Source organism: Streptomyces purpureus, from assembly GCF_014648195.1.
Classification (GTDB): domain Bacteria; phylum Actinomycetota; class Actinomycetes; order Streptomycetales; family Streptomycetaceae; genus Streptomyces; species Streptomyces purpureus.
Genome location: NZ_BMQQ01000001.1, coordinates 701,263 through 723,180, shown reverse-complemented (window position 1 = coordinate 723,180; position 21,918 = coordinate 701,263). Strand labels below are relative to the sequence as shown.

General features: G+C 70.5%; 17 protein-coding genes. 12 read left to right on the top strand and 5 right to left on the bottom strand.

Features of this window, described 5'->3' with window-relative positions:
• The first annotated feature begins 10 nt into the window (after positions 1–10).
• Positions 11–688 (top strand): deoxynucleoside kinase, encoded by a 678-nt coding sequence (locus IEZ01_RS03280; protein ID WP_019891373.1) that lies wholly within the window; start codon positions 11–13, stop codon positions 686–688.
• A 211-nt stretch (positions 689–899) separates the two neighbouring features.
• On the opposite strand, the gene IEZ01_RS03275 is transcribed toward IEZ01_RS03280, so the two are convergent.
• Together IEZ01_RS03275 and IEZ01_RS03270 are read right to left on the bottom strand one after the other, a co-directional pair.
• Positions 900–1,310, bottom strand: a complete 411-nt coding sequence (locus tag IEZ01_RS03275; protein WP_019891372.1) for a four-helix bundle copper-binding protein — start codon at positions 1,308–1,310, stop codon at positions 900–902.
• Between the two features lie 201 nt (positions 1,311–1,511).
• Positions 1,512–2,396, bottom strand: coding sequence for a universal stress protein (locus IEZ01_RS03270; protein ID WP_040875847.1), 885 nt, complete (start codon positions 2,394–2,396; stop codon positions 1,512–1,514).
• A gap of 366 nt (positions 2,397–2,762) precedes the next feature.
• On the opposite strand from IEZ01_RS03270, the gene IEZ01_RS35975 reads away from it, so the two are divergent.
• Positions 2,763–2,930 carry a DUF2180 family protein gene (locus tag IEZ01_RS35975; protein ID WP_189199707.1) on the top strand — a complete coding sequence of 56 codons (168 nt, stop codon included), beginning with the start codon at positions 2,763–2,765 and terminating at the stop codon, positions 2,928–2,930.
• 298 nt (positions 2,931–3,228) lie between these two features.
• On the opposite strand, the gene hpnR is transcribed toward IEZ01_RS35975, so the two are convergent.
• Both hpnR and IEZ01_RS03255 read right to left on the bottom strand, forming a co-directional pair.
• Positions 3,229–4,716 carry a hopanoid C-3 methylase HpnR gene (hpnR, locus tag IEZ01_RS03260; RefSeq protein ID WP_189199705.1) on the bottom strand — a complete coding sequence of 496 codons (1,488 nt, stop codon included), beginning with the start codon at positions 4,714–4,716 and terminating at the stop codon, positions 3,229–3,231.
• A 76-nt stretch (positions 4,717–4,792) separates the two neighbouring features.
• A complete protein-coding gene (locus IEZ01_RS03255) occupies positions 4,793–6,007 on the bottom strand; it encodes a Rieske 2Fe-2S domain-containing protein (protein ID WP_019891369.1) in 1,215 nt (404 codons plus the stop codon).
• Positions 6,008–6,088: 81 nt separating this feature from the next.
• Here IEZ01_RS03255 and IEZ01_RS03250 point away from each other — a divergent pair, with 81 nt between their 5' ends.
• Complete coding sequence (locus IEZ01_RS03250; RefSeq protein ID WP_019891368.1) at positions 6,089–6,367, top strand: hypothetical protein; 279 nt, start codon at positions 6,089–6,091, stop codon at positions 6,365–6,367.
• A gap of 5 nt (positions 6,368–6,372) precedes the next feature.
• Here the strand turns inward: IEZ01_RS03250 and IEZ01_RS03245 are convergent, their stop codons facing one another.
• The gene (locus IEZ01_RS03245; RefSeq protein ID WP_189199703.1) at positions 6,373–6,822 is read right to left on the bottom strand and encodes an SRPBCC family protein; all 450 of its coding nucleotides are present in this window, start codon (positions 6,820–6,822) and stop codon (positions 6,373–6,375) included.
• A gap of 711 nt (positions 6,823–7,533) precedes the next feature.
• Between IEZ01_RS03245 and IEZ01_RS03240 the strand changes: the two genes are divergently transcribed.
• The 9 genes from IEZ01_RS03240 to IEZ01_RS03200 are packed head-to-tail and all read left to right on the top strand — an operon-like array spanning position 7,534 to position 21,918.
• Positions 7,534–8,859, top strand: a complete 1,326-nt coding sequence (locus IEZ01_RS03240; RefSeq protein WP_019891366.1) for a nucleotide sugar dehydrogenase — start codon at positions 7,534–7,536, stop codon at positions 8,857–8,859.
• Positions 8,849–10,114, top strand: coding sequence for a glycosyltransferase family 4 protein (locus IEZ01_RS03235; protein WP_189199701.1), 1,266 nt, complete (start codon positions 8,849–8,851; stop codon positions 10,112–10,114). The genes IEZ01_RS03240 and IEZ01_RS03235 overlap by 11 nt, the downstream gene beginning before the upstream one ends.
• Positions 10,111–11,511, top strand: a complete 1,401-nt coding sequence (locus tag IEZ01_RS03230) for a Wzz/FepE/Etk N-terminal domain-containing protein (protein ID WP_019891364.1) — start codon at positions 10,111–10,113, stop codon at positions 11,509–11,511. The genes IEZ01_RS03235 and IEZ01_RS03230 overlap by 4 nt, the downstream gene beginning before the upstream one ends.
• Positions 11,508–13,037 (top strand): Wzz/FepE/Etk N-terminal domain-containing protein, encoded by a 1,530-nt coding sequence (locus tag IEZ01_RS03225; protein WP_189199699.1) that lies wholly within the window; start codon positions 11,508–11,510, stop codon positions 13,035–13,037. The genes IEZ01_RS03230 and IEZ01_RS03225 overlap by 4 nt, the downstream gene beginning before the upstream one ends.
• 2 nt (positions 13,038–13,039) lie before the next feature.
• Entirely contained in the window at positions 13,040–14,962 is a 1,923-nt protein-coding gene (gene asnB, locus IEZ01_RS03220) for an asparagine synthase (glutamine-hydrolyzing) (protein WP_019891362.1), read from the top strand.
• An 18-nt stretch (positions 14,963–14,980) separates the two neighbouring features.
• Entirely contained in the window at positions 14,981–17,158 is a 2,178-nt protein-coding gene (locus tag IEZ01_RS03215) for a bi-domain-containing oxidoreductase (RefSeq protein ID WP_189199697.1), read from the top strand.
• On the top strand, positions 17,155–19,128 hold the full coding sequence (locus IEZ01_RS03210; protein WP_189199695.1) for a heparinase II/III family protein: 1,974 nt from the start codon (positions 17,155–17,157) through the stop codon (positions 19,126–19,128). The genes IEZ01_RS03215 and IEZ01_RS03210 overlap by 4 nt, the downstream gene beginning before the upstream one ends.
• 8 nt (positions 19,129–19,136) lie before the next feature.
• Positions 19,137–20,675 carry a right-handed parallel beta-helix repeat-containing protein gene (locus IEZ01_RS03205; protein WP_028798253.1) on the top strand — a complete coding sequence of 513 codons (1,539 nt, stop codon included), beginning with the start codon at positions 19,137–19,139 and terminating at the stop codon, positions 20,673–20,675.
• Position 20,676: 1 nt separating this feature from the next.
• Positions 20,677–21,918, top strand: a complete 1,242-nt coding sequence (locus IEZ01_RS03200; protein WP_040875241.1) for a membrane protein — start codon at positions 20,677–20,679, stop codon at positions 21,916–21,918.

Genomic DNA, 21,918 nt, shown 5'->3' with positions numbered 1-21,918 from the left:
GAAGTGAGGTATGCCGGTGATCTGCGTCGGTGGGATGATCGGGATCGGCAAGACGAGTGTGGCCGAGCTGCTCGCCAAGGAGCTGGGCAGCGACGTCTTCTACGAGAGCGTCGACGACAACCCGATCCTGCCGCTCTTCTACACGGCGAGCCCCGAAGAGATCCAGGCCAAGCGCTACCCCTTCCTGCTCCAGCTCTATTTCCTGCAGACGCGGTTCGCCTCGATCAAGGAGGCCTACAGGCAAGGCGACAACGTCCTCGACCGCTCGATCTACGAGGACTGGTACTTCGCCAAGGTCAACCACGACCTGGGCCGCATCAGCTCCCTGGAGATGCAGGTGTACGAGGGGCTGCTGAACGAGATGATGCGAGAGATCGACGGCCTGCCGTACCGCAAGGCACCCGACCTCATGGTCTACCTCAAGGCGGACTTCGAGACCGTGCTGCACCGCATCGGACTGCGGGGACGCGCTTTCGAGCAGGACGAGAATCTCATCGAGTACTACCGGACGCTGTGGTCCGGCTACGACGACTGGGTGCACAAGCACTATTCGGCCAGTGAGGTCCTCGTCGTGGACATGAACAGCACGGACGTGGTGAACAACCCCGAGGACGCGGCCCGCGTGGCGCGCGAGGTCAAGGACGCCCTGGCAGCCGTCTCGGGCTGCCCGGCACGCGAAGTCGGCTGACGGAAGGCGGCCGCTTCCTCTCGTATCTGCTGCGGCCCTGCTCCGACGACACGGTCGGCTGACCGACCTGGCGGACGGGGCGGGCGTCGCGCCCGGTCTGCCTGCCGCCCTGGGCAAGAGCCGCCGGTGCCGTCCGCCCACCATGCAATCGCCTCAAGGGTGCGGCGATGGTCGGGCCCACCAGACGCGACGATGCGCGGTGCCGAGTCTGTCAGCCAAGTGAGGTGAGCAGGTCGTTGCAGGCTTGTTCGCAGCGACGGCACGCTTCAGCGCACACGCGGCAGTGGTCGTGCTGGTCGGCATGGCTTGCGCACTCGTCGGCGCACGCCTTACAGACGGTGGCGCAGGCTCGGAGGATCGCGCGGGTGATATTGGCGTCGTAGCCGGTGTGCCGGGACAGCACGGCAGCGGTGGCGTTGCAGATGTCGGCGCAGTCCGCGTTCGTGCGGATGCACTTGGTCAGCTCATGCACCATGTCTTCCGACATGCAGGCGTCGGCACAGGCCGTGCATGCCTGCGCACAGGCGATGCATTCCTCAATGCAGCGCGCCAGTTTCTCGCGGTCCACGCCGCCCAGGTCGGCGGGGTACGTGTCGAGCATGTCTTTCACAGCAGTGGCCATGGCTGCCTCTCAAGATGCGTTGATGTACTGGCGTGGCGGTTGTCACCGTGTACGGGTAACACCAAAGAGCGGGCACGAAACCATGTGCTTCGTTCCAGGCCGGGCAGTCGCGGCCGCCGGAGTCAGCGCCTGCCGTGTGGGAACCGGCACCATGCTTCGCGCAGGATGTGATCGGTCAGCCGCTTTGCCTCCGCGGCCCAGTCAATCGCCGCCCCGTCCGGGGACGACAGCTACGGGGCACTCGGCTGTATGCAGTACCTCGGCGCTGACCGACCCGAGAAGCAGCCGCTTCACCCCTGAGCGTCCCCGGGAGCCGACGACCAGGAGGTCCGCGTCGCGGGCGGCCTCCGCCAGGAGCGTCGCCGGCCTTGTGCGCTCTATACGCAAGGTCGCCTGCACCAAGGGATGGCGGGCCCGTCGCGCGGAGATCTCCTTTTCCAGGAGGTCGCGCGCCCCACGGTCCAGGCTTGCGAAGTCGGGAGGCACCATGCCGATCGGACCGGTGGGAAGCATTCCCAGGTGGAAGACGCCGTGCACCAGCTCCAGTCGTGCGCCCGACGCCTCGGCTTGCTCGTAGGCGAAGTCCAGGGCGTCCGGTGAGAGATCTTCCAGATCTACTCCCACCACGACGCGGTTCTCCGTCTGCCCGCTGGTGTCCCTGGGGCGGACCACGATCACCGGGCACTGGGCGTGCGTGGCGACCTGCCAACTGACCGAGCCGAGTGGTAGCCGGGGGAACCCGCCGCTGCCTCGGTGGCCGATCACGAGCAGCTCGGCCTCCGATGAGCGTTCGATCAGCACCGCCGCCGCGTGCCCCATGGGGAGTTCGCCCGCCACAGTGAGGCCGGAAAACTCGTGGCGTACGAGGTCTTCATATCGGTCCACGAGCCGTCCCCCGGCGTGAGCGGCAGAGTCCTCCTCCCCACCGTCCGTCGCCCAACCGCCTGGCAGCGGGAGACGGATGGCGTGAGCGATGTGGAGCCGGCGCCCGCGAAGCTCCGCCTGCCGCGCCGCGAAGCGCACGATCTCATCTTGATGCGGGCCGTCGTCGATTCCCACGATGACGGGCCGGTCCTTCTGAGGCATCGGGTTCGGCATGTTGGCGCTCCGCTTCGGGTTCGCTCCGGCGATGACATGGCGCTTCGGATGCACGGCGACTACCCAGCTTCGGCGGCTTGCACGTCCTGAATTTCCCCAATTCCTTGAGCGCGGACAGCCTGTCTCCTCTCACCGGGTGTCACCCCTCTGTCGCCTCATCGCCTCAGAGTGCTGCGCCGGTCCCCGTGGCCGGGCGTTTACGGGGAGGCCTTTCTGGCGCCCCGCGCTCCGTCATGGTTCGGCCGCCGCCGTGCGGACAGGTGCTCGTATGAAGAGGGAAACGCCCCATCGACGCCGGCCGCTGTGTACCGACGCCAATGGCGTACAGGCGGCTCGGGGATCGGAGATTCCAGGATGTGGTGCTTCGAGTGTCGCCAGTCGGGAAAGGACGAGGTGGCGGAGGCTATATGTCGCCAGTGTGGCGTGGCCGTGTGCCGGCGGCACGCCCATGTCGAAAGACAGGAACTGCATGAAGAGGCGGCGGGGCTGGCCAAGAGCACCACGTCCTCCTCGGCTCTCTGACTTCCGCCGGCGTCGCCTGTCTGCTGCTGAGGTTGCGAAACAACAAATATCGGCGCCTGTACGAGACAGAGACCGCCGACCAGAACACGGACGGCATCCCTGACGTCCACCAGCGGGACGCCCACGGGTCTCAGCACGGCACGCGCCCGAACCCCAGGGAGGCCGACCCTCCTCCCCCAGGCGTCGACCAGGACCAGAAACCACACGCTTCAGGCCCACGTCGGCGAAGGCGTGGCCAGTCAGGGGTGGCCTTGCCGGATGAGACATGGCCGGCCGCTGGTGCCACGGCACACCGCCGCTACTCCGCCGTTCCGGCCTCACGCAGTGGGCGACTGTGCACGTACAGCTTCCGGCGGTCACCGACATCCAGGTGCTGCGGCAGCGGGAGTTGGTAGCGCACTTGGCGCTGGTGGTCGGCAAACTGCCGTGCGGGGTTGTAGACGCGGTTGAACTTCCAGAGCATCCGGGCGAAGTTGGTCTGTCCGCGGGCGAGGTTTCCGCCCAGTACTCGCAGGGCGCCGGCCGCGGTCCGTAGGCCCAGGTGTTTGCGGTTGATGACGGCCTGGGTCTTGACGAGTTCGCGGTAGAAGACGTCCAAGGGCAGGGTGGTGGGCACTACGGCGTGCTGGATGTCGAAGAGCCGGTAGTCGCGGGTGGTGAGCCTGCGAGATTCGGTGTGCCAGATCTCCGTCCCTGGGTAGGGCGTCATCACCGTCAGGTGCACGATCTCCGGGACGGCGAGTGCGAAGTCCCGGATGACGCGGAAGCGTTCTTCGTCCCAGGCCGGATCGACGATGAGGTTGATCGCGACGTTGATGCCGAGTCGGCGTGCCACTTCGAGGGCTCGGAAGTTGTCGTCGGGGCTGACGCGTTTGCGATACAGGTCCAGTCCCTCGGCGTCGATGGCCTCCATGCCGAGGAACATGTATTTCAGGCCGAGCCGGGTCCAGCGCTGGAAGACCTCTTCGTTGCGCAGCAGTACATCACTGCGGGTCTCCAGGTAGTAGTGCTTGCGGATTCTGCGGCGTTCCAGCTCGGCGGCGATGGCGTGCCCGTGCTCCGGCCGGATGAACGCGACGTCGTCGACGATGAACACGTTCGGTTCCTGGATGCTTGCCATCTCCGCTCCGGCCGCTTCCGGAGAGGCTTTTCGGTAGCTGCGGCCGTAGAAGGTCCAGGCAGAGCAGAAGGAGCAGTCCCACGGACAGCCTCTGGTGAACTCGATGGACGCGCACGGATCCAGTTCCCCGATGAAGTAGCGACGCCGGTGCCGGGTCAGGTCGCGCGCCGGAACGGGGGTGTCGATGCTGTGCAGCATGCTCGGTCCGGGGCCACGGCCCGCCTGTGTGACGATCCCCGGCACCTTCTCCACGCCGCCGTCCTGGACCGCCGCCAGCAGGGAGACCACAGCTGGTTCGCCTTCGCCCCGCACGACCGCGTCCACCGATCCTTCCGCCTGCGCGAGAACGTCTTCCGCCACGAAGGACACACTGTGCCCGCCGAAGAAGACGAAGCAGTTCGGGGACGCGCGCTTCGCCGAGTGGGCGATGCCGATCGCCTCGGGGATGTTGGCAAGGTAGTTCAGGGACACCCCGAGAGCGTCGGGGCGGAAGGAGCTGAACTCGCGGGCAAGCTCCCGTACGTTGGACACTTGCAGGTCGACGATCCTGACCTCGTGGCCCGCGTCGCGGGCCGCGCCGGCCACCCGTTCCAGGCCGAGCGGCTCCAGACGCAGGAAGATCTCCGAGTACATCAGGGCGCTGGGATGGACGAGCAGCAGGCGCATGGTCACCTCGGTGGAGTAAGAACGGGGACGGCGGCCAGGTGGCGGCTGTCAGGAGGTTGAAGCAGGCGGCGTGCGTTCACCCACCGGCCGACCCATCGGTGCGCTCTGGCTCATCGGACGCTTGCCCGTCTACGTCGCGATGGCCGGGCATCGACTCGACGCCGTCGCACATGGGGGCCGCCGCCTCGCCGGAGGAAGCTGCCACCGGAAGAGGAACACCGTTCCTTCGCAGCACCTGGCGGACGTCCAGGATCAGGGGAAACACCTCGTGATTACGGTCCTCGCCCTGCTCGTCCCACGCCCGCTGCTCGGCCTCGACGGCCATACGATCCTCGGCGAACACGCGTTCGGCGAAGCGCCTGATCAGCGGCCAGGCCAGATGAAGGGCGCCGGGGAGGCGGGGCTTCTCAATCATGAGCAGGCCGTAGGCGTGGCATGTGCGCTGCTCGGCGTCCTCGGGTACGTACACCGCCCAGAGCCGGAAAGACGGACGCTCGGCGTTCTCCGGGACCAGATCGAGCGTCTGATACGGGTATTCGGTGCGGATGGTCATGACGTCGGCGGAGTCGCTACCGCGCACACCCTCGGCAGCGAGCAGGCCCGCGCCGCGGTTCCGCTTGCCTCCGGCGTGCGTGAACAGATACCTGGCCTCCACCGATCCCGGGCCGGTCTCGTACCCCAGCAGTTCAGGGTGGAGTTTGCCGACGACGCCCCGGTGGAGGAACTGGTGGTTCATGTCCAGCAGGTTCTCGTGCATGAATGAGTAGTGGCAGCAGACGCGCCGCGAGAAGGTCATGGTCTTGTACCTGACCGAGCCGAAGGCCGGCAGCTCGGGCAGCGGTGTGACCGCCGCCTTCCCGGCATCCCCCGGAAAGACGAACACGAGGCCGTACGCCTCACGGACGGGGTAGGCGCGGACGCCACGCGGTGGCCGGCCGTCACCCTTGGCAAGGTAGGGAATCTGGGAGATACGGCCGTCGCCACGGTAGGCCCACGCGTGATAGCAGCAGCGCAGCGTCTCGCCCTCCACGACACCCATGCTCAACGGCACCTGGCGGTGAGCGCACCGATCCTCCAGCGCATGAACGGCACCACTCTGCCCCCGGTAGAGAGCGATTCGCTGACCCGCGAACGCGGTCCCGACCACCCGTCGGCCGGGCACCCGCCGGGACAGGGCGACCGGGTACCAGTGATCGGGGTTCGCCCCCACGCGCCGAAGATCGATCGTGCCGGAGCCCGGCTCGCGGCCCCCCGAGAAGCGACCGCTCTCCATCCTGTCGAAGTCGGTCATATCTCTCCTCTTGGTGGGCGCTCCGCTCATCCTGATCGGCGCCCGCTTTCCGTGCTCTGTTCAAGGCGTCCGAATAGGGGGGTGGCCGTCCGCACCCTCGACGACTTCTGGGCGGTGGACGAGGAGCAGCGCACGGGCTCGGCCGCGCCGGCCGACGCCCGGCGACGCGACCCTGGTGAGCGGCCGGGGTCGCGAGGGACGGTTCAGTCCGCGGGCCGGCCGCTCCGGCGCGCGGCCCGCGCCCTGGCCCGGTTGCCACAGCCGACCGAGCACCACGCCTGGTCCCGCCTCCAGGTCAACGGGCGGCAGCACGGGTCCGCGGACTTCACCCTGAGCGCACCACGGACGTCCCAACCGTGAGTGATCTAAGCCCCGCTCAACCGCCGTTCCAGGTCCCGGAGGTCCTTGACCAGCGAGGATCGCACCTTACGCCCCATGAGCGGCGCCGCGAGGCCGTACAGTCCGGATGGGTCACCCCGTACGCGGATGCGGGCCACGGTGCTCTCGTCCGACGTCGGGGTGAAGGTGTACGTCACGTGCATCGGCATCGGGCCCGCGACGGACACCATGTCCAGCAGCCGCGGGGGCTCGTAGTCGGCGACGCGCAGCACGTAGGCGATCCGTTTGCCCAGGAAGTACGCGGTCCGGGTGACCTCGGCACCGACCCCGAAGCCGCCCCCGTCGGCCTGGCGGGTCAGTTCCGCCGTTCGGATGCCCTGCGTCCACTCCGCGTCATGGCGCCAGTCCATCGCGTAGGACGCGACCCGCTCGCACGGCAGCGGGATCACCCGCTCCGCCGTCACGTCGATGCCCACACGCCACCCGCCTCAGCGCCGTTCCGGTGTCCCCTCCATGGACCCATCCGGACGGGGCATCAGCAACCGGACGCACGCCGTCGCGCGCTCGCGGCCACATTACGATTTCCGGACCAGGCACCTCCAAGAAGCCGCAGGTGGCGCCGTTTTTGACCGGTCCCCATGGGTGTTTTTCCAGACAGCTGAAGCCATTTCCGGACCGCCGAATTCTTGGCGCGATCATAAAGGCAATCACCGCTTCCTTTCGGCCAGACTCTGTCGAATTCACCCCTCGACAACCGCCGGGGGATGCTGGTGCCGACAGCCCGGGGAACTATCGTCGCCGCAGGTCACACGGCATACGTCCGCTGTGAACGGATCGACGGCGGGCGCCCCTCGACGGATCCGCCTTCGCAGCTTGGGCGCAAGTTGCACACATCCCCTCTACAGACGGGTCCCGATGGTCTAGATTGACGCGTGCTTCAGATACCTGGGCACGAGGCGACAAAATTGATCTTTTGTTCGGCGCTGCAATAGCCGGTATTCCATTCGGGGGGCGGGACCTCCCGAGGGAGAAACAGTGTGAGGCGGACTCGCCGAATCACTGGTGACCTGGGGGGGTCCTGTGCAGCAAAGGGAATTAGTCATGCCGTTTTCGGCGGGGCCGGGGGCGGCGGGCGATCGCGTTCACCACCAGGGCAGCGAGGGCCTGCCCGGGGGGAGGAACGGGTCATGAAGGTCAGCGTCTTAGGGCTGGGCTACGTGGGCTGCGTGTCGGCCGCGTGCCTGGCCAGCCTGGGCCATGAGGTCGTCGGGGTCGACGTGAACCAGGTGAAGGTCGACCTGGTCAACGACGGCAGGGCCCCGGTGGTCGAGGAGCGGATCGGCGAGCTCGTCGCCGAGGTCGTGCGGGACGGGGCGTTGCGCGCCACCGGCGACGTCCACGAGGCGGTCATGAGCAGCGAGGTGTCGCTGGTCTGCGTGGGAACGCCGTCGGAGCCCAACGGCAGCCTGTGCACCACGTACCTGGAACGGGTCACCGAGCAGATCGGTGCCGCGTTGGCCGAGCGGGCCGGGCAGGAGGGCCGGCACACCGTCGTGTTCCGCAGCACCATGCTCCCGGGCACCTGCATGAACCTGCTGGTACCGATCCTGGAGAAGTACGTCGGCGGCACGGCCGGGGTGGACTTCGGCGTCGCGGTCAACCCGGAGTTCCTGCGGGAAGGCACCAGCGTGCGGGACTTCTTCGACCCGCCCAAGACCGTCATCGGGGAGCTCGACCCGGCCGGCGGCGACGTGGTGGCGGCGTTGTACGACGGTCTGCCCGGGGCGGTGTTCCGGGTGCCCGTGCCGACGGCCGAGGCGATCAAATACGCGGACAACGCGTTCCACGGCCTCAAGATCGGCTTCGCGAACGAGCTGGGCGCCGTGTGCCAGGCCCTCGGGGTGGACTCGCACCAGGTGATGGACGTGTTCCTGGCCGACCGCAAGCTGAACATCAGCCCCGCCTACCTGCGGCCCGGCTTCGCCTTCGGAGGCTCCTGCCTGCCCAAGGACTTACGCAGCCTGGTCCACGCGGCGCGGCAGGCCAACGTCTCGGTGCCCATCCTCGCCCACGTACTGCCCTCCAACTCCGAACATCTGCAGCGCGCCGTCGAGTTGGTCGAGCGCACCGGCACGCGTCGCGTGGGCCTGTTCGGACTGTCGTTCAAACCAGGCACCGACGACCTCCGCGAAAGCCCGCTCGTCGAGCTGGCGGAGAGGCTCTTCGGCAAGGGTTACGACCTGCGGATCTACGACCCCAACGTGAACCTCTCCCGGCTGCTCGGCGCGAACCGCGAGTACATCGAGACCCGGCTGCCACACCTCGCGCAGCTGCTCACGGAGTCCGTCGGCGAGGTCCTCGACCATGCCGAGGTGTGCCTGGTCGGGACCGGGGATCCGGCCGTGCTGTCGGCGCTGCCCCATGGCGAAGGACCGCTGATCGTCGACCTCATCCGCCTTCCCGACGCCGAGGCGCGCCGGGCCGAACCGGGGTACATGGGCCTTGCCTGGTAACGCGACGACAGGCGCCGGCCCGGCCCGGCGCGCGCTGATTCTCGTGGAGAACCTGTCGGTGCCGTTCGACCGGCGGGTGTGGCAGGAGTGCACCACGCTGCGCGACGCGGGCTGGGAGGTGCATGTCATCTGCCCCCAGGGGGGAACGCGGGACACGGAGCCGGAGGCGCTGATCGACGGGGTTCGGATCCACCGCTACCCGTTGCGCGCCGCCACCGGTGGACCGGCCGGCTATCTGCGGGAGTACGGAGCGGCGTTGTGGCACACGGTCCGGCTGGCCCGCAAGGTCGGCCCGGTCGAGGTCGTCCACGCCTGCAATCCGCCGGACCTGCTGTTCCTGCCGGCGCTCTGGCTGAAGCGGCGCGGGGCGCGGTTCGTCTTCGACCAGCACGACCTCGTACCCGAGCTCTACCTCTCCCGGTTCGACCGCGGCGAGGATCTGCTCCACCGCGCCGTGTGCGCGCTGGAACGGCGGACCTACCGGGCCGCGGACGTCGTGCTGGCCACGAACGAGAGCTACCGGGACGTCGCGCTGCGCCGTGGCGGCCGGCGGCCGTCGGACGTCTTCGTGGTGCGCAGCGCGCCCGACACCGAACGGTTCCAGCCCGTACCGCCCGAGCAGGAACTGAAGCGCGGCAAGACTCATCTGCTGTGCTACCTCGGCGTCATGGGCCCTCAGGACGGAGTCGACTACGCCTTACGGGCGCTAGCGAAGCTGCGCGACGAGCTCGGGCGGACCGACTGGCACGCGGTCTTCGTCGGCGCCGGCGACACCTTCGACGCGATGGTGGAGCTGGCCCGGAGGCTCGGGATCTCGGAGCAGGTGCAGTTCACCGGGCGGATTCCGGACGCCGACCTGGTGCGCTACCTGTCCACCGCGGACGTGTGCCTCTCCCCCGACCCCCGCAATCCGCTCAACGACGTGTCGACGATGAACAAGGTCCTGGAATACATGGTGATGGGCCGGCCGATCGTCTCGTTCGACCTCCGGGAGGCGCGAGTCTCCGCCGGTGACGCCGCCGTCTACGCGCCCGCCAACGACGAGACCGAGTTCGCCAGGCTCATCGCGCTGCTGCTGGACGATCCGGAGAAGCGGGCCCGGATGGGCAAGATCGGCCAGGAGCGGATCGGCGGACCGCTCTCCTGGAAGAACTCGCAGGCGTCGCTGCTCGCCGCCTACGCCGCCGCCTGCCGTGACCAGGCTCCGCTGCCGACGGGCGGGACCAACCGGGCGAGGAGGAGTCCGCGCCGTTGAGCGATGACACGATACGGCTGGTCACGATCGGCCGGATTCTCCGTCGGCGCCGACGGCTTCTCACCATCCTCGCCGTGGTGGGCGCGCTCGTCGGCCACGGCACCTCCCTGCTGTTTCCGCCGCGCTACACGACAACCGCATCGGTACTGCTGCCCGGGGCGTGGGAGGAACGCGAGCTGCTGACCCAGGCAGAGATCGCGACCAGTTCGGTGGTGCTCGACCGGGCGGCTGCCACGCTCGGGCGGCCCGGGGCCGGCGGCAGTGAGCTGCGCGATCGGGTGAGCGCCAAGGCCGACGACGGGAACATCATCAAGATCTCGGGTACGGCCGACACCCCGGAGCGCGCACAGCAACTCTCCGACCAGGTGGCCCAGCAGTTCGTCACCTTCGCCGCGCGGATCGCGGGCGACGACACCGGCCCGGAAGCAGCGGCGGGGCCCGAGGCGCTGCGGAAGATGGTGGTGCAGACCAACCGCCGCATCTCCGACCTGGCCGAGGCGGCCGATCCGGCGCGGACGGTCGAGAGCGTACAGACCCGCACCGAGCTCGCGAAGCTGCGCACCGCGCTGCAGGAGGCGGTCAGCAAGCTGGACCAGGCCGACCCGGCGACCCGCAAGGCCAACATGGTTGTCATGGGGCCGGCGGCCAGGCCGGCCGGCGAGGCACCACCGACGAGCGTCCAGCTCACCGTGGCGGGGGCGTTGCTGTTCGTCCTGCTGGCGGTCGTCGGCCATCTCACCGCAGCGCGGATGAGTCGCAGACTGCGCACCGAACCGGAGATCGCCGCGGCGCTGGGCTCGGCGGTGCTGGGTGCCGTCGACGTACCCGCCGAACGGCCCGCGCACCGGCCCGAAGACCGGGACCCGTTGGGCCGGATCCGCCGACTGCTGGGCGTCGACGTCCGGTGGGACGTACCGACCCCGCAGGCCTCCGGCGACGAGGCCGGCAGGCGGATCCGCTACCGGCGGGTGTGCGCCCGCGTCCGGGACCGGCTGCCTGCCCCTCGGCGGCTGCTGGTCGTGGTCCCGGACGGCGACGAGATCGCCCGCCGGGCCGCCGCGCACCTCGTCGCCGAGGCCAAGAGCGATCCTTCGCCCAGCACTTCGGGCGAGAGGTCCTCCGTGAAAACGCGGGTGGTGGAGGTTTCGGTGTCGCGGCCGCTGGTGCCGGACGACGGCGCCGAAGCCGGTGCCCTGGTCGTACTCAGCGCGGGCAGCTGGACCGCGGCGGAGCTCGCCGGCATCGCCGAGGCGTGCGCGGACGCCGAGTACGAGCTCGTCGGCACCGTCCTCGCCTGCCCGGTCCAGGCCCGTCCGGCACGGACTGCCGGCCACCCTCCGGACGGCGCCACGCCGGCGCTCGCGGGTGGGGACGACGCGAGGCGAGGTTCGGGGTGACGACGAGCACGACCGCGGAGCCGTCGACCGCCGCTCCGCTGCTGGACCTCCAGGCGCTGGTCGTCGCCGTGCGCAGGCGCCACCGTCTGTGGTGCTCCCTGGCTCTGCTGGGGCTGCTGATCGGCGCGGGGGTGGCGGTCCTGATGCCGCCACCGCCGACCGCGGTGACCAAGGTGCTGGTCGCACATCAGGCGGACCAGCCGAACGACCCCGGAACGCTGATCCGTACCGATGTCGCGCTGCTGCACACCACGCGGATCGCCGGTGAGGCTCTGCGCTCCCTCGGATCCACGGAACAACCAGAGGACTTCATGCGGGACTACGTGGGCACCGGCGTAACCAACAACCTGCTGCGGATCGAGGCGACAGGTGACAGCGACGCGGAAGCGGTGGCCCGGGCCAAGGCGCTGGCCGACGCGTTCGTCGCGGACCATGTGAAGCGGATACGGCAGACCGCGGACGCCGAGGCCGCCGGCCTGCTCGACCAGCGTGACCGCATGCGGGACGAACTCGCCCGGGTCAACAAGGCGATCGGGGACGGACCGCCGGAGAGCGGGCCGAAGGCGTCGGCGACCATGGAGTCGCTCTTCGCCCGGCGGGCCGAACTCACCTCGCGGATCACCGACTTCGGCCGGCGCGCCGCGGAGGCGCGCGTCGGCACGCCCCGGCTCGTCGCCGGCACGCAGATCGTGGACGCGCCGCGCGCGGTGCGGCACTCCCTGCCCAGGACCGCTGTCACCGACGCCGCGATCGGGCTCGCCCTCGGGCTGGTCCTCGGGCTCGGGGTGGCCGCGGTCGGCGCGGTGGTGGCGGACCGCCCGGTGCTGCGCCGGGACATCGCGGCGAACCTCGGCGCCTCGGTCGTCGCGGAGCTGCGCCGCACACCCCGCCGGCCGGCCGGGCTGTGGCACCGCCGGAAGACCCGCGCGGCACGGACGAGGCTCACCGCGTCTCTGGCCCGTACCGTGCGCGGCTCGGCGGAGCCTGTGTCGCTGCTCGAACTGGGCTGTGCGCGCAGCACGAGTGCGATCGCCCTGGACCTCGCCCGTGCGCTGAAGGACGAGGGGCCGGTGGTGATCATCGACGGTCTGCCCGGCCGGCGGCTCGCCAACCGCCGGCCGAAACCGGGAGACCCCACCGTGGTCGGCGACGAGCGGGCCGCAGCCGTGTCGCATCAGGAGCGCCAGCTGGGTGTCGGCTCGGTGGCACCCGGCGCGGCGTGGACCGGCCTCCCGTACCTCGGCACCCGGACCGTGCTCGTCGTGCGCGCCGGACACGGCAGCGCGGCGTGGCTGCACACCGTGGCACGGCACCTCGCGGACCGGAGCATCACGGTGATCGGTGTCGTGCTGATCGACCCCGATCCGCTCGACCGGACCGACGGCACGCTGTGGGACGGGCCGCACACCGCGCCGAGCGGCCGGAACGAGCGGCCGGCCCGGCACAACGGGGTGGGCCGGCCACGGACGGAGCGACTGCCGGTCCGGGCCACCCGCGTCCCGGACAGCGACGAGGAGGCGCGGTAGACATGTGTGGCATCGCAGGCACGTACCGATGGCCGGACGGGAAGGCCGTGACCGACCGGCTCACCGACACCCTCGCCCACCGCGGCCCGGACGGGGCGGGCCGGTACAGCCACCCAGCCGGTGACGCCGAAGTTCACCTCGGGCATCGCCGGCTGGCCGTCGTCGACCTGTCCGAGACGGGCGCCCAGCCGATGGCCTCGGGCGGCCTCGTCCTGACGTACAACGGCGAGCTGTACAACGCGCCCGAGCTACGTGCCGAACTGGCCGCCGCCGGGGTGCGTTTTCGCGGGACCTCCGACACGGAGGTGCTCCTTGAGTCATGGCGGCGCTGGGGCACGGACTGCCTGCCCCGGCTGCGCGGCATGTTCGCGTTCGGGATCTTCGACGAGCGAACCGGTGACCTGGTGCTCGCCCGCGACCAGCTCGGCGTCAAGCCGCTGTTCCTGCTCCGGCGCGGTGGGGGTCTGGTGTTCGCCTCCGAGCTCAAGGCGCTCGCTGCCGCCACCGGCGGGTCGCTGGAGGTGGACCATGCGGCGCTGGTGGCCTCGCTGCTCTACTACTGGGTGCCGGACTCGCGCTGCGCTCTCCGCGAGGCGGAGAAGCTGCCGCCGGGCAGCTGGCTGCGATGCCGGCCCGACGGCCGGGTGGAGCGCGGCCGGTTCTGGAACCTCCGGGACGTCGCCCACGAGGCCCGCGACAGTGCGCCACCCGACCTGGCCGCCGTCGTCGAGGAGTCGACCCGGCGCCACCTGCTCTCCGACGTACCCGTGGCGACCTTTCTCTCCGGCGGTCTCGACTCCAGCTACCTGACCGCGCTGGCGGCCCGCGACCAGCCCGGGATCTCCGCCTACACGATCGGGTTCCGCGCCGAGGACGCCAGGTTCGAGGCGATGCCGGACGACCTTCGCCACGCACGGCGGGTGGCCGAGCGGTTCGGCGTCGACCTGCATGAGATCGAGATCGCTCCGGACGTGCTCGACCTGCTGCCGCGGATGACGTACCACCTGGACGAGCCGATCGGCGATCCCGCCGCGATCAACACCTTCCTGATCTGCTCGGCCGCACGCGAGGCCGGGGTCAAGGTGATGCTCTCGGGGATGGGCGCCGACGAACTGTTCGCCGGCTACCGCAAACACCTGGCCAACCTGCTCGCCGTGCGCTACCGGCGCGTCCCTCGGCCCCTTCGGCGCGGGGTGTCCGCGGCCGTGGACCGGCTGCCGGTCGCGACGGCCCGCCGGGGCTACCGGTCGGTGCGGTTCGCGAAGCGGTTCCTCTCCTTCGCCGATCTGCCGGAGGAGACCGCGTTCCGGCGCAGCTACACCATGTACGACCAGGACGAGTTGCTGGCCCTGGTCGATCCGGACCTGGCCGGGACGGTCGAGGACGTGCTGACCGAGCACGCGGACGTCTACCAGGACAACGACCTCGACGACTTCGTCAACCGCATGTGCCTGGGCGACGCCAGGATGTTCCTGCCGGGCCTGAACCTCACGTACACGGACCGCGCCAGCATGGCCGCGTCGACCGAGGTGCGCGTGCCGTACGTGGACGTCGAGGTGGTCAAGGCGGCGTTCGCCGTGCCCGGCGATCGCAAGATCGTCGGACGGCAGGGCAAGGCCGTCCTCAAGGAGGCGGCCACCTCGGTCCTGCCCCGGGAGACCGTCTACCGGCCCAAGGGCCTCTTCAGCGCCCCGCTGCGCGCCTGGATGAGCCGGGACCTGGCACCGCTGGTGCGCGAGGTGGTGCACGACGGTGTGCTCGTCGGATCCGGGCTCCTGCGCCGCGACGCGCTGGCGCGCATGGTCGCCGAGGACGCCGCCGGGCGGCGGGACTTCTCCAAGCATCTGTGGCATGTGCTGACTCTCGAGTACTGGTATCGCGACGCGACCTCTGGGTCCGGCCAGAGCACTCGGTCGACGGCTTAGGAATCCGAAGGAGTTCGGGTGAAGCAGGTTGTGCAGAACTACAGGAGCGGCGAGCTGGCGGTGCTCGACGTGCCGGTGCCGGGGTGCAAGCCGGGCGGTGTGCTGGTCCGCAGCGCCTACTCGCTGATATCCACCGGGACCGAGCTGATGAAGGTGTCCGAGGCCGGCATGTCGATGCTGGGCAAGGCTCGCTCCCGGCCCGACCAGGTGGCCAAGGTCATGCAGAGCGTGGCCACCAACGGGGTCCCCGCCACCTACCGCAAGGTGATGGGCAAGCTGGACTCCTACACGCCGCTGGGCTACTCGCTGTGCGGGGTGGTCGAGCAGGTCGGGGCCGGCATCGACGACGTGGCGGTCGGCGACCTCGTGGCCTGCGCCGGTAACGAGCACGCGCTGCACGCCGAGCTGAACTGGGTGCCGAAGAACCTCTACTCGCCGGTGCCGGACGGTCTCGCGCCACGGCACGCGGCCTTCGGCACCGTCGGGTCGATCGCGTTGCAGGGTGTCCGCCGCGGCGAGCCCCAGCTCGGTGAGGTGGCGCTGGTCATCGGCCTCGGGCTGATCGGGCAGCTGGTGGTGCAGCTCCTCGCCGCCTCGGGGGTCCGCGTCGTCGGCGTCGACCCCGACCCGGTGCGCTGCGAGCTGGCGGCGCGTCTGGGCGCGGCGGCCTGCGGCGATCCCGCGTCCCCGGCCGTGGAAGCCGCCGTCGCCGAGCTCACCGGCGGTCACGGCGTGGACCAGGTGTACCTGGCAGCCGGCGGCGGCAGCAACGAGCCCGTCGAGCTTGCCGCCCGGCTGAGCCGGGACCGGGGCCGGGTCGTCGACATCGGCAAGTGCCGCCTGGACCTGCCGTGGAACGCGTACTACGAGAAGGAGCTCGACGTCCGGTTCTCCCGCAGCTACGGCCCCGGGCGCTACGACCCGGAGTACGAGCTGGAGGGGCGGGACTACCCCATCGGCTATGTGCGCTGGACCGAGCGCCGCAACCTGGCCTGCTTCCTCGATCTCGTCGCCCGTGGCGGCGTCGACGTGGAGCCGCTGATCTCGCACATCGCCGACTTCGACGATGCCGTCAAGACGTACCAGCGCCTGAAGGACGGTGAACTGAAGGCCGTGGCCGTGCTGTTCCAGTACCCGGAACAGGCGGTGGAGGCGGCTGCCCCGCAGCTGGCCGTGCCCGCCGTGAACGTGCAGCAGGGTCCGGTCCGGGCCGCCAAGACGCCGGTGCGCCTCGCGTTCGTCGGCGCCGGGAACTACGCGACGTCGATGCTGCTGCCCCACCTGGCGGAGCGCGACGGCGTCGAGTTGTCGACCGTCGTCACCACGACGGCGCTGTCCGCGGCCAACGCGAAGCGGAAGTTCGGCTTCGCCGCGGCGACCACCGATCTCGACGCCGTCCTCGGCGACACGTCCATCGACGCGGTGTTCGTGGTCACCCGGCACAGCTCGCACGCCGAACTGACCCGGAAGGCACTGCTCGCCGGCAAGGCGGTGTTCGTCGAGAAGCCCCTCGCCCTCACCGAGGACGAGCTGGCCGGTGTCCTCGCGGCGGTGGAGGAGTCCGGCAACGACCGGCTGCAGGTGGGCTTCAACCGTCGGTTCGCGCCCCTGCTGCGGGAGGCGAGGGAACGGTTCGGCGCCCGTACCGGACCGGCGAGCCTCCGCTACCTGGTCAACGCGGGCCGGCTCGGGCACGGCAGCTGGTACCTCCGGCAAGGCACCGAGGGCACGCGGTTCGCCGGCGAGGGCGGACATTTCATCGACACGGCGAGCTGGCTGCTCGAAGCCGACCCGGTGTCGGTGTACGCGGCCGCCACCTCCGGCAACGACGACCTGCAGGTCGTGCTCCGCTACCCGGACGGTTCCACCGCCACCCTCAGCTACGTCACCAGCGGCCCGGCCGGCTTCCCCAAGGAGACACTCGACCTTGTCGCGGACGGCAAGGTCCTGAAACTCGACGACTTCGTCCGCGCCACGGTGTACGACGGCCGCCGCAGGCGGTGGGTCAGCTCGCGGCTGCCCAAGACCCGGGACAAGGGCCAGTCCGCCGAGCTGGCCGCGTTCGTCAAGGCCGTACGGACCGGCGGGCCGATGCCGGTGCCGCTGGAGTCGCTGGTCGCCACCACATCAGCCACCCTCGCCGTCCAGGCCGCCCTGGCCGGCGGCGCTCCGGTGACGTTGGCGAGGGCGCGATGACCATGAGCGCGGGCAGTGCGGGCTGGTACCTGCGGCGGTTGTCGAGGATGGGACCGCGGGAGGTCGGCGGCCGGGTCGGCGACGCGGTGCGCAGGCGGCGGTGGCGGTCGGCGCCGCCGGACTGCCCGAGCGTGACCGGCGCCCGCTTCACCGCCGTACTGCCCGCCGGGACGATCGCCGCGATACCTCCGGACGCCGCGAAACGGCTCGTCGCCGAGGCGGACCGGCTGATGGCCGGGCACGTCGAGTATTTCGGTGTGGTCCGTGAGGACCTGGCCGACCCGGACTGGTGGTACGACCCGAAGACCGGGCGCCGGGCGCCGTGGGGCTACGCCTTCGACGTGCCGTACCGGAACGAGGACGCGGTCGGGGACGTCAAGCAGATCTGGGAGCTGTCCCGGCACCAGTACCTCACCGTGCTCGCCGCCGCCTACGCGATCACCGGGGACGGGCGGTACGCCGAGCGCGTGGCCGAGCATCTGCGGTCGTGGTGGGCGGCCAACGCGCCGCTGCGCGGAGTGCACTGGACCAGCGGCATCGAGCTGGGGATCCGGCTGCTGTCCTGGGTGTGGATCCGCCGGCTGCTCGACGGCTGGCCGGGCGCGGCCGGGCTGTTCGAGGGCAACCCGGTGGCGCTGAACCAGATCTGGCACCACCAGCGCTGGCTGGCCGCCTTCCCCAGCCGGGGCTCTTCCGCGAACAACCACGTCATCGCCGAGGCCGCCGGGCAGTACGCGGCGGCCTGCGCGTTCGGATGGTTCCCCTCCTCGGCGCGCTGGGCAGCCGACGCGCTGCGGTCGTTGGAGCGGCATCTGCGCGGCAACACCTTCGGCTCCGGCCTCAACCGCGAGTTGGCCACCGAGTACCACGGACTCGTGCTGGAGCTCGGCCTGGCCGCCGTGGCCGAGGCGGATGCCGCGGGAAGGCCGGTTCCCGCGTCGATCCGGCTGGTGCTGCTGCGGAAGACCGACGCGCTCGCGGCCGTCGTGGACAACCGGTTACGGCCACCGCGCCAAGGGGACGCGGACGACGGGCACGGCCTGGTCGTGGACGGCACGGGCACCGACCGCTGGGCCTCGCTGCTGGCCACCGGGGACGCCGTGTTCGGCAGGCTCGACTGGTGGCCCGCGGTGACCGGCACCGATGTGCGCACCCCGCTCCTGGCCGCGCTCATCAAGCCCGCTGGACTGTCCGTGACCCGCCCGGCACGCCGGCCGGCCCATTTCGCCGACGCGGGGCTCACCATCCTGCGCGGTCCGGCAGAGAAGATATGGTGCCGCTGCGACGGTGGTCCGCACGGGTTCCTTTCCATCGCCGCGCATGCCCACGCAGACGCGCTGTCCGTGGAGGTCCGGCACGACGGCGTCGACGTGCTGGCCGACCCGGGGACGTACTGCTACCACGGGCAGCCCGAGTGGCGGCAGTACTTCCGGTCGACCCTCGGCCACAACACCCTGCGCCTGGACGGCCGTGACCAGTCCGTCTCCGGCGGCCCGTTCCTGTGGACCCGTCATGCCCGCAGCCGTGTCCTGTTCGCGGAGACAGCCGACGCCTCCGGTGGGGGTACGGCCCGCTGGTGCGCCGAGCACCACGGTTACCAGCCCTCCGTGCACCGCCGCCGGGTGGAGCTGACCGCCGCGAGCCAGGAGCTGCGGGTGGTCGACGAGGTACGCGGCCCGCGCCGGGCCGTACACCTGGCGTTCCACCTGGGCCCGGCGATCGCCGCCGACCTGGTGGCGAACCGGGCGGTGCTCACCTGGACCCGGGACGGCGAGGACCGCTCCGCGGTGCTCGACCTGCCCGGGCAACTCTCCTGGCAGGCGCATCGGGGCGAGACCGACCCTCCACTGGGCTGGTACTCCGCCGGATTCGGGCGCAAGGAACCCGCCACCACGCTGGTCGGCACCGGCTTCACCGACGGCCCTGCGCGGGCGCGGGAGTTCACCACCGTGCTCAGGTTCCGCGGCTAGGGGGGCGCGTGGGGAACACGAGGCGGCCCTGGGCGTCGGCGGCGGCACCGCTGGCGCTGGCCCTGCTGGCGGCGACCGGCTGTACGAGCACTCCGGGCCCCCGGGCGGAGCCGTCCGCGGCGCCCGCCACGTCCGGGGCGCCCGCCACGTCCGTGGCCCGGGTGTGCGCCAGGCCCGCGGCCGGGCCGGCGAAGGCGCCGGCGGGGGCGGTGACGGTCGACCCCGCGGTGGTCGGGGACCTGGCGGAGAAGACCAGAAGCAGTCCGCCGAACACCACGTTCTGGCTTCGACCGGGGACGCACAGGCTCGCGCCGGACCGTTACGCCCAGGTCGTCCCCAAGGAGGGCAACCGCTACCTCGGCGCGCCAGGCGCGGTGCTCGACGGCCGGAAGACCAACCAGTACGCGTTCGGCGGCACCGCCCGCGACGTCACCATCCGGCACCTGACCGTGCAGGGTTTCGTGGCGCCGCAGAACGAGGGGGTGGTCAACCATGACTCGGCCGACGGGTGGGTGATCGAGCACGCGACGATCCAGAACAACTCCGGCGCGGGGCTGATGGCCGGTGCCCGCCAGCGGGTCCGCGCCAGCTGCCTGCGGGGCAACGGACAGTACGGACTGAACGCGTACAAGGCCGGCGGCCCCATCCGCGACCTGGTGGTCGAGGGCAACGAGATCGTGGCCAACAACACCGACGGCTGGGAGCGGCGGAAGCCGGGCTGCGGCTGCACCGGAGGCGTCAAGTTCTGGGCCGTCGACGGCGCCGACGTACGCGGCAACTGGGTGCACGACAACCGGGGACCCGGGTTGTGGGCGGACACCAACAACACCGACTTCCGCATCGAGGACAACGTGCTGGAGGCCAACGACGGCGCCGCGCTCATCTACGAGACCAGCTACAACGCGGTCATCCGGAAGAACACGATCCGGCGGAACAACTGGGTCGAGGGCCGCGCGAAGGCCGACCGCGGCGACTCCTTCCCGTTCGCGACCATCTATCTGTCCGAGTCCGGCGGCGAACCACGCGTCAGGGCCCGCACGGACAAGATCGAGATCTACCAGAACGTGCTGGAGAACAACTGGTCCGGGATCACCCTGTGGGAGAACGCCGACCGGTTCTGCAACAGCCCGGCCAACACCTCCTCCGGTGCCTGCACATTGCTGGTGAAGAGCACCGACCGCTGCGCACAACCGGGGATCGCCGCCGCACCGCTCCACGCCGACTGCCGGTGGAAGACACAGCGGGTGGACATCCACAGCAACCGCTTCGTGCTGGACACGTCCGTCGTCGGGTGCACGGTGAAGTGCGGTCGCATGGCGGTGCTGGCCAACTACGGCACCTATCCGGACTGGTCACCGTACAAGGGCGAACCGGTGGCCGAGGCGATCACCCACAAGCAGCAGAACCGCTGGCACGACAACGTCTACGTCGGACCATGGAGCTTCGTCGCCCACGACCCGAGCCGGGAACTCGACTTCGGGCAGTGGCGGGGCGCGCCGTACCGGCAGGACGCGGGCAGCACCTTCCAGCCACGGGCCGGTGGTTGAGATGGACCGTGCCCTGACGCGCGAGGGGCTGCCGGGCGGACCCGATACCGAAGGCACGGGGCCCGCCGCCGCACCGCGCCCTTCTGGCACACCGAAGCTGGTCGGGGTCGTCTGGGGGCTGCTGATCCTCAACACGCTCGGCTCCGCCGGGGCGAAGACCATCGTCCCGCTGCCCCGCTCCCTCATCCAGATGATCACGATGGGGGCGCTGGTCGCCGCGTTCGCGCTGGCGCTCGCCCTCAATCTCCGGCTGCGCGTCCGGCCCAGCGCCTTCCTGTTCCTGCTCACCCTGCTGCTGGTGCCGAGCGTGCTCTCCAGCGCGGACCTGGACTCCGGTTTCGGGGCGCTGTTCCGCTGCGCCCGGCTTGCTCTCTTCGTCGGCACGCTGTGGCTGCTCAGCCACTGGTGGGACGGGAGTGCGACGTTGGTCCGGCACCACATCCGGCTGTACTTCGCCGTGCTGGCGTCGGTGGCCGCAGGCCTGCTCATCTCCCCCGGCGCGGCCATGCCCGAGCTGTACGGCGGACGCCTGGTCGGCGCGTTGTGGCCGCTCACCCCGCCGCAGATCGGACAGTACGCCGCGGTGATCACCGGGCTCACCGTGCTGCTCGTCCTGGGCCGCCGGACCGACCGGGTCAGCGCGGCGGTGGTCGTCGTGCCGGCACTCGTCCTGCTCGCGCTGACCCACACCCGGACGGCCACGCTCGGCCTGCTCATCGGGCTGATGCTGGCGATCGGCTCACTCGTCCTGACCAGCGCCGCCGCCCGCCGGTTCTTCGCCTGGGCGGTGCTGTGCGTCACGGTGGCCGCGGTGGCGTTCAACTCCGCGTTACAGGCGTGGTTCCTGCGCGGACAGAGCCAGGAGAACTTCTCCAACCTCACCGGCCGGGCCAAGGTCTGGGACGCCCTGCTGGCAGCCCCCCGGACGGCCTCGGAGCAGCTGCTCGGGGCGGGCCTTGGGGACAAGTCCTTCGGCGGGCTGCCGATCGACAACAGCTGGCTGGCCGTCTACCACGAGCAGGGTCTGACCGGCGCCGTCATCGTGGCGGCGATGGTCGCCGTGCTGGGCGGTGTCGCGTTGCTGCGGCCGCCCTCGCTGCCGAGGGCCTGCGCGATCTTCCTGATCAGCTACTGCGCGATCGCGTCGTACACCGAGGCCGGGCTGGGCGACGCCTCTCCGTACCTGCTGCATCTGACCGTGGCCGCCTCGCTGCTGACGGCCCGGACCTCGGAGGTGCCTTGA

Excerpts from the sequence above, each read along its gene's own strand:
- IEZ01_RS03280 (WP_019891373.1), top strand. The coding sequence starts at position 11 with ATGCCGGTGATCTGCGTCGGTGGGATGATCGGGATCGGCAAGACGAGT.
- IEZ01_RS03275 (WP_019891372.1), bottom strand. The coding sequence starts at position 1,310 with ATGGCCACTGCTGTGAAAGACATGCTCGACACGTACCCCGCCGACCTG.
- IEZ01_RS03270 (WP_040875847.1), bottom strand. The coding sequence starts at position 2,396 with ATGCCTCAGAAGGACCGGCCCGTCATCGTGGGAATCGACGACGGCCCG.
- IEZ01_RS35975 (WP_189199707.1), top strand. The coding sequence starts at position 2,763 with ATGTGGTGCTTCGAGTGTCGCCAGTCGGGAAAGGACGAGGTGGCGGAG.
- hpnR (WP_189199705.1), bottom strand. The coding sequence starts at position 4,716 with ATGCGCCTGCTGCTCGTCCATCCCAGCGCCCTGATGTACTCGGAGATC.
- IEZ01_RS03255 (WP_019891369.1), bottom strand. The coding sequence starts at position 6,007 with ATGACCGACTTCGACAGGATGGAGAGCGGTCGCTTCTCGGGGGGCCGC.
- IEZ01_RS03240 (WP_019891366.1), top strand. The coding sequence starts at position 7,534 with ATGAAGGTCAGCGTCTTAGGGCTGGGCTACGTGGGCTGCGTGTCGGCC.
- asnB (WP_019891362.1), top strand. The coding sequence starts at position 13,040 with ATGTGTGGCATCGCAGGCACGTACCGATGGCCGGACGGGAAGGCCGTG.
- IEZ01_RS03210 (WP_189199695.1), top strand. The coding sequence starts at position 17,155 with ATGACCATGAGCGCGGGCAGTGCGGGCTGGTACCTGCGGCGGTTGTCG.
- IEZ01_RS03200 (WP_040875241.1), top strand. The coding sequence starts at position 20,677 with ATGGACCGTGCCCTGACGCGCGAGGGGCTGCCGGGCGGACCCGATACC.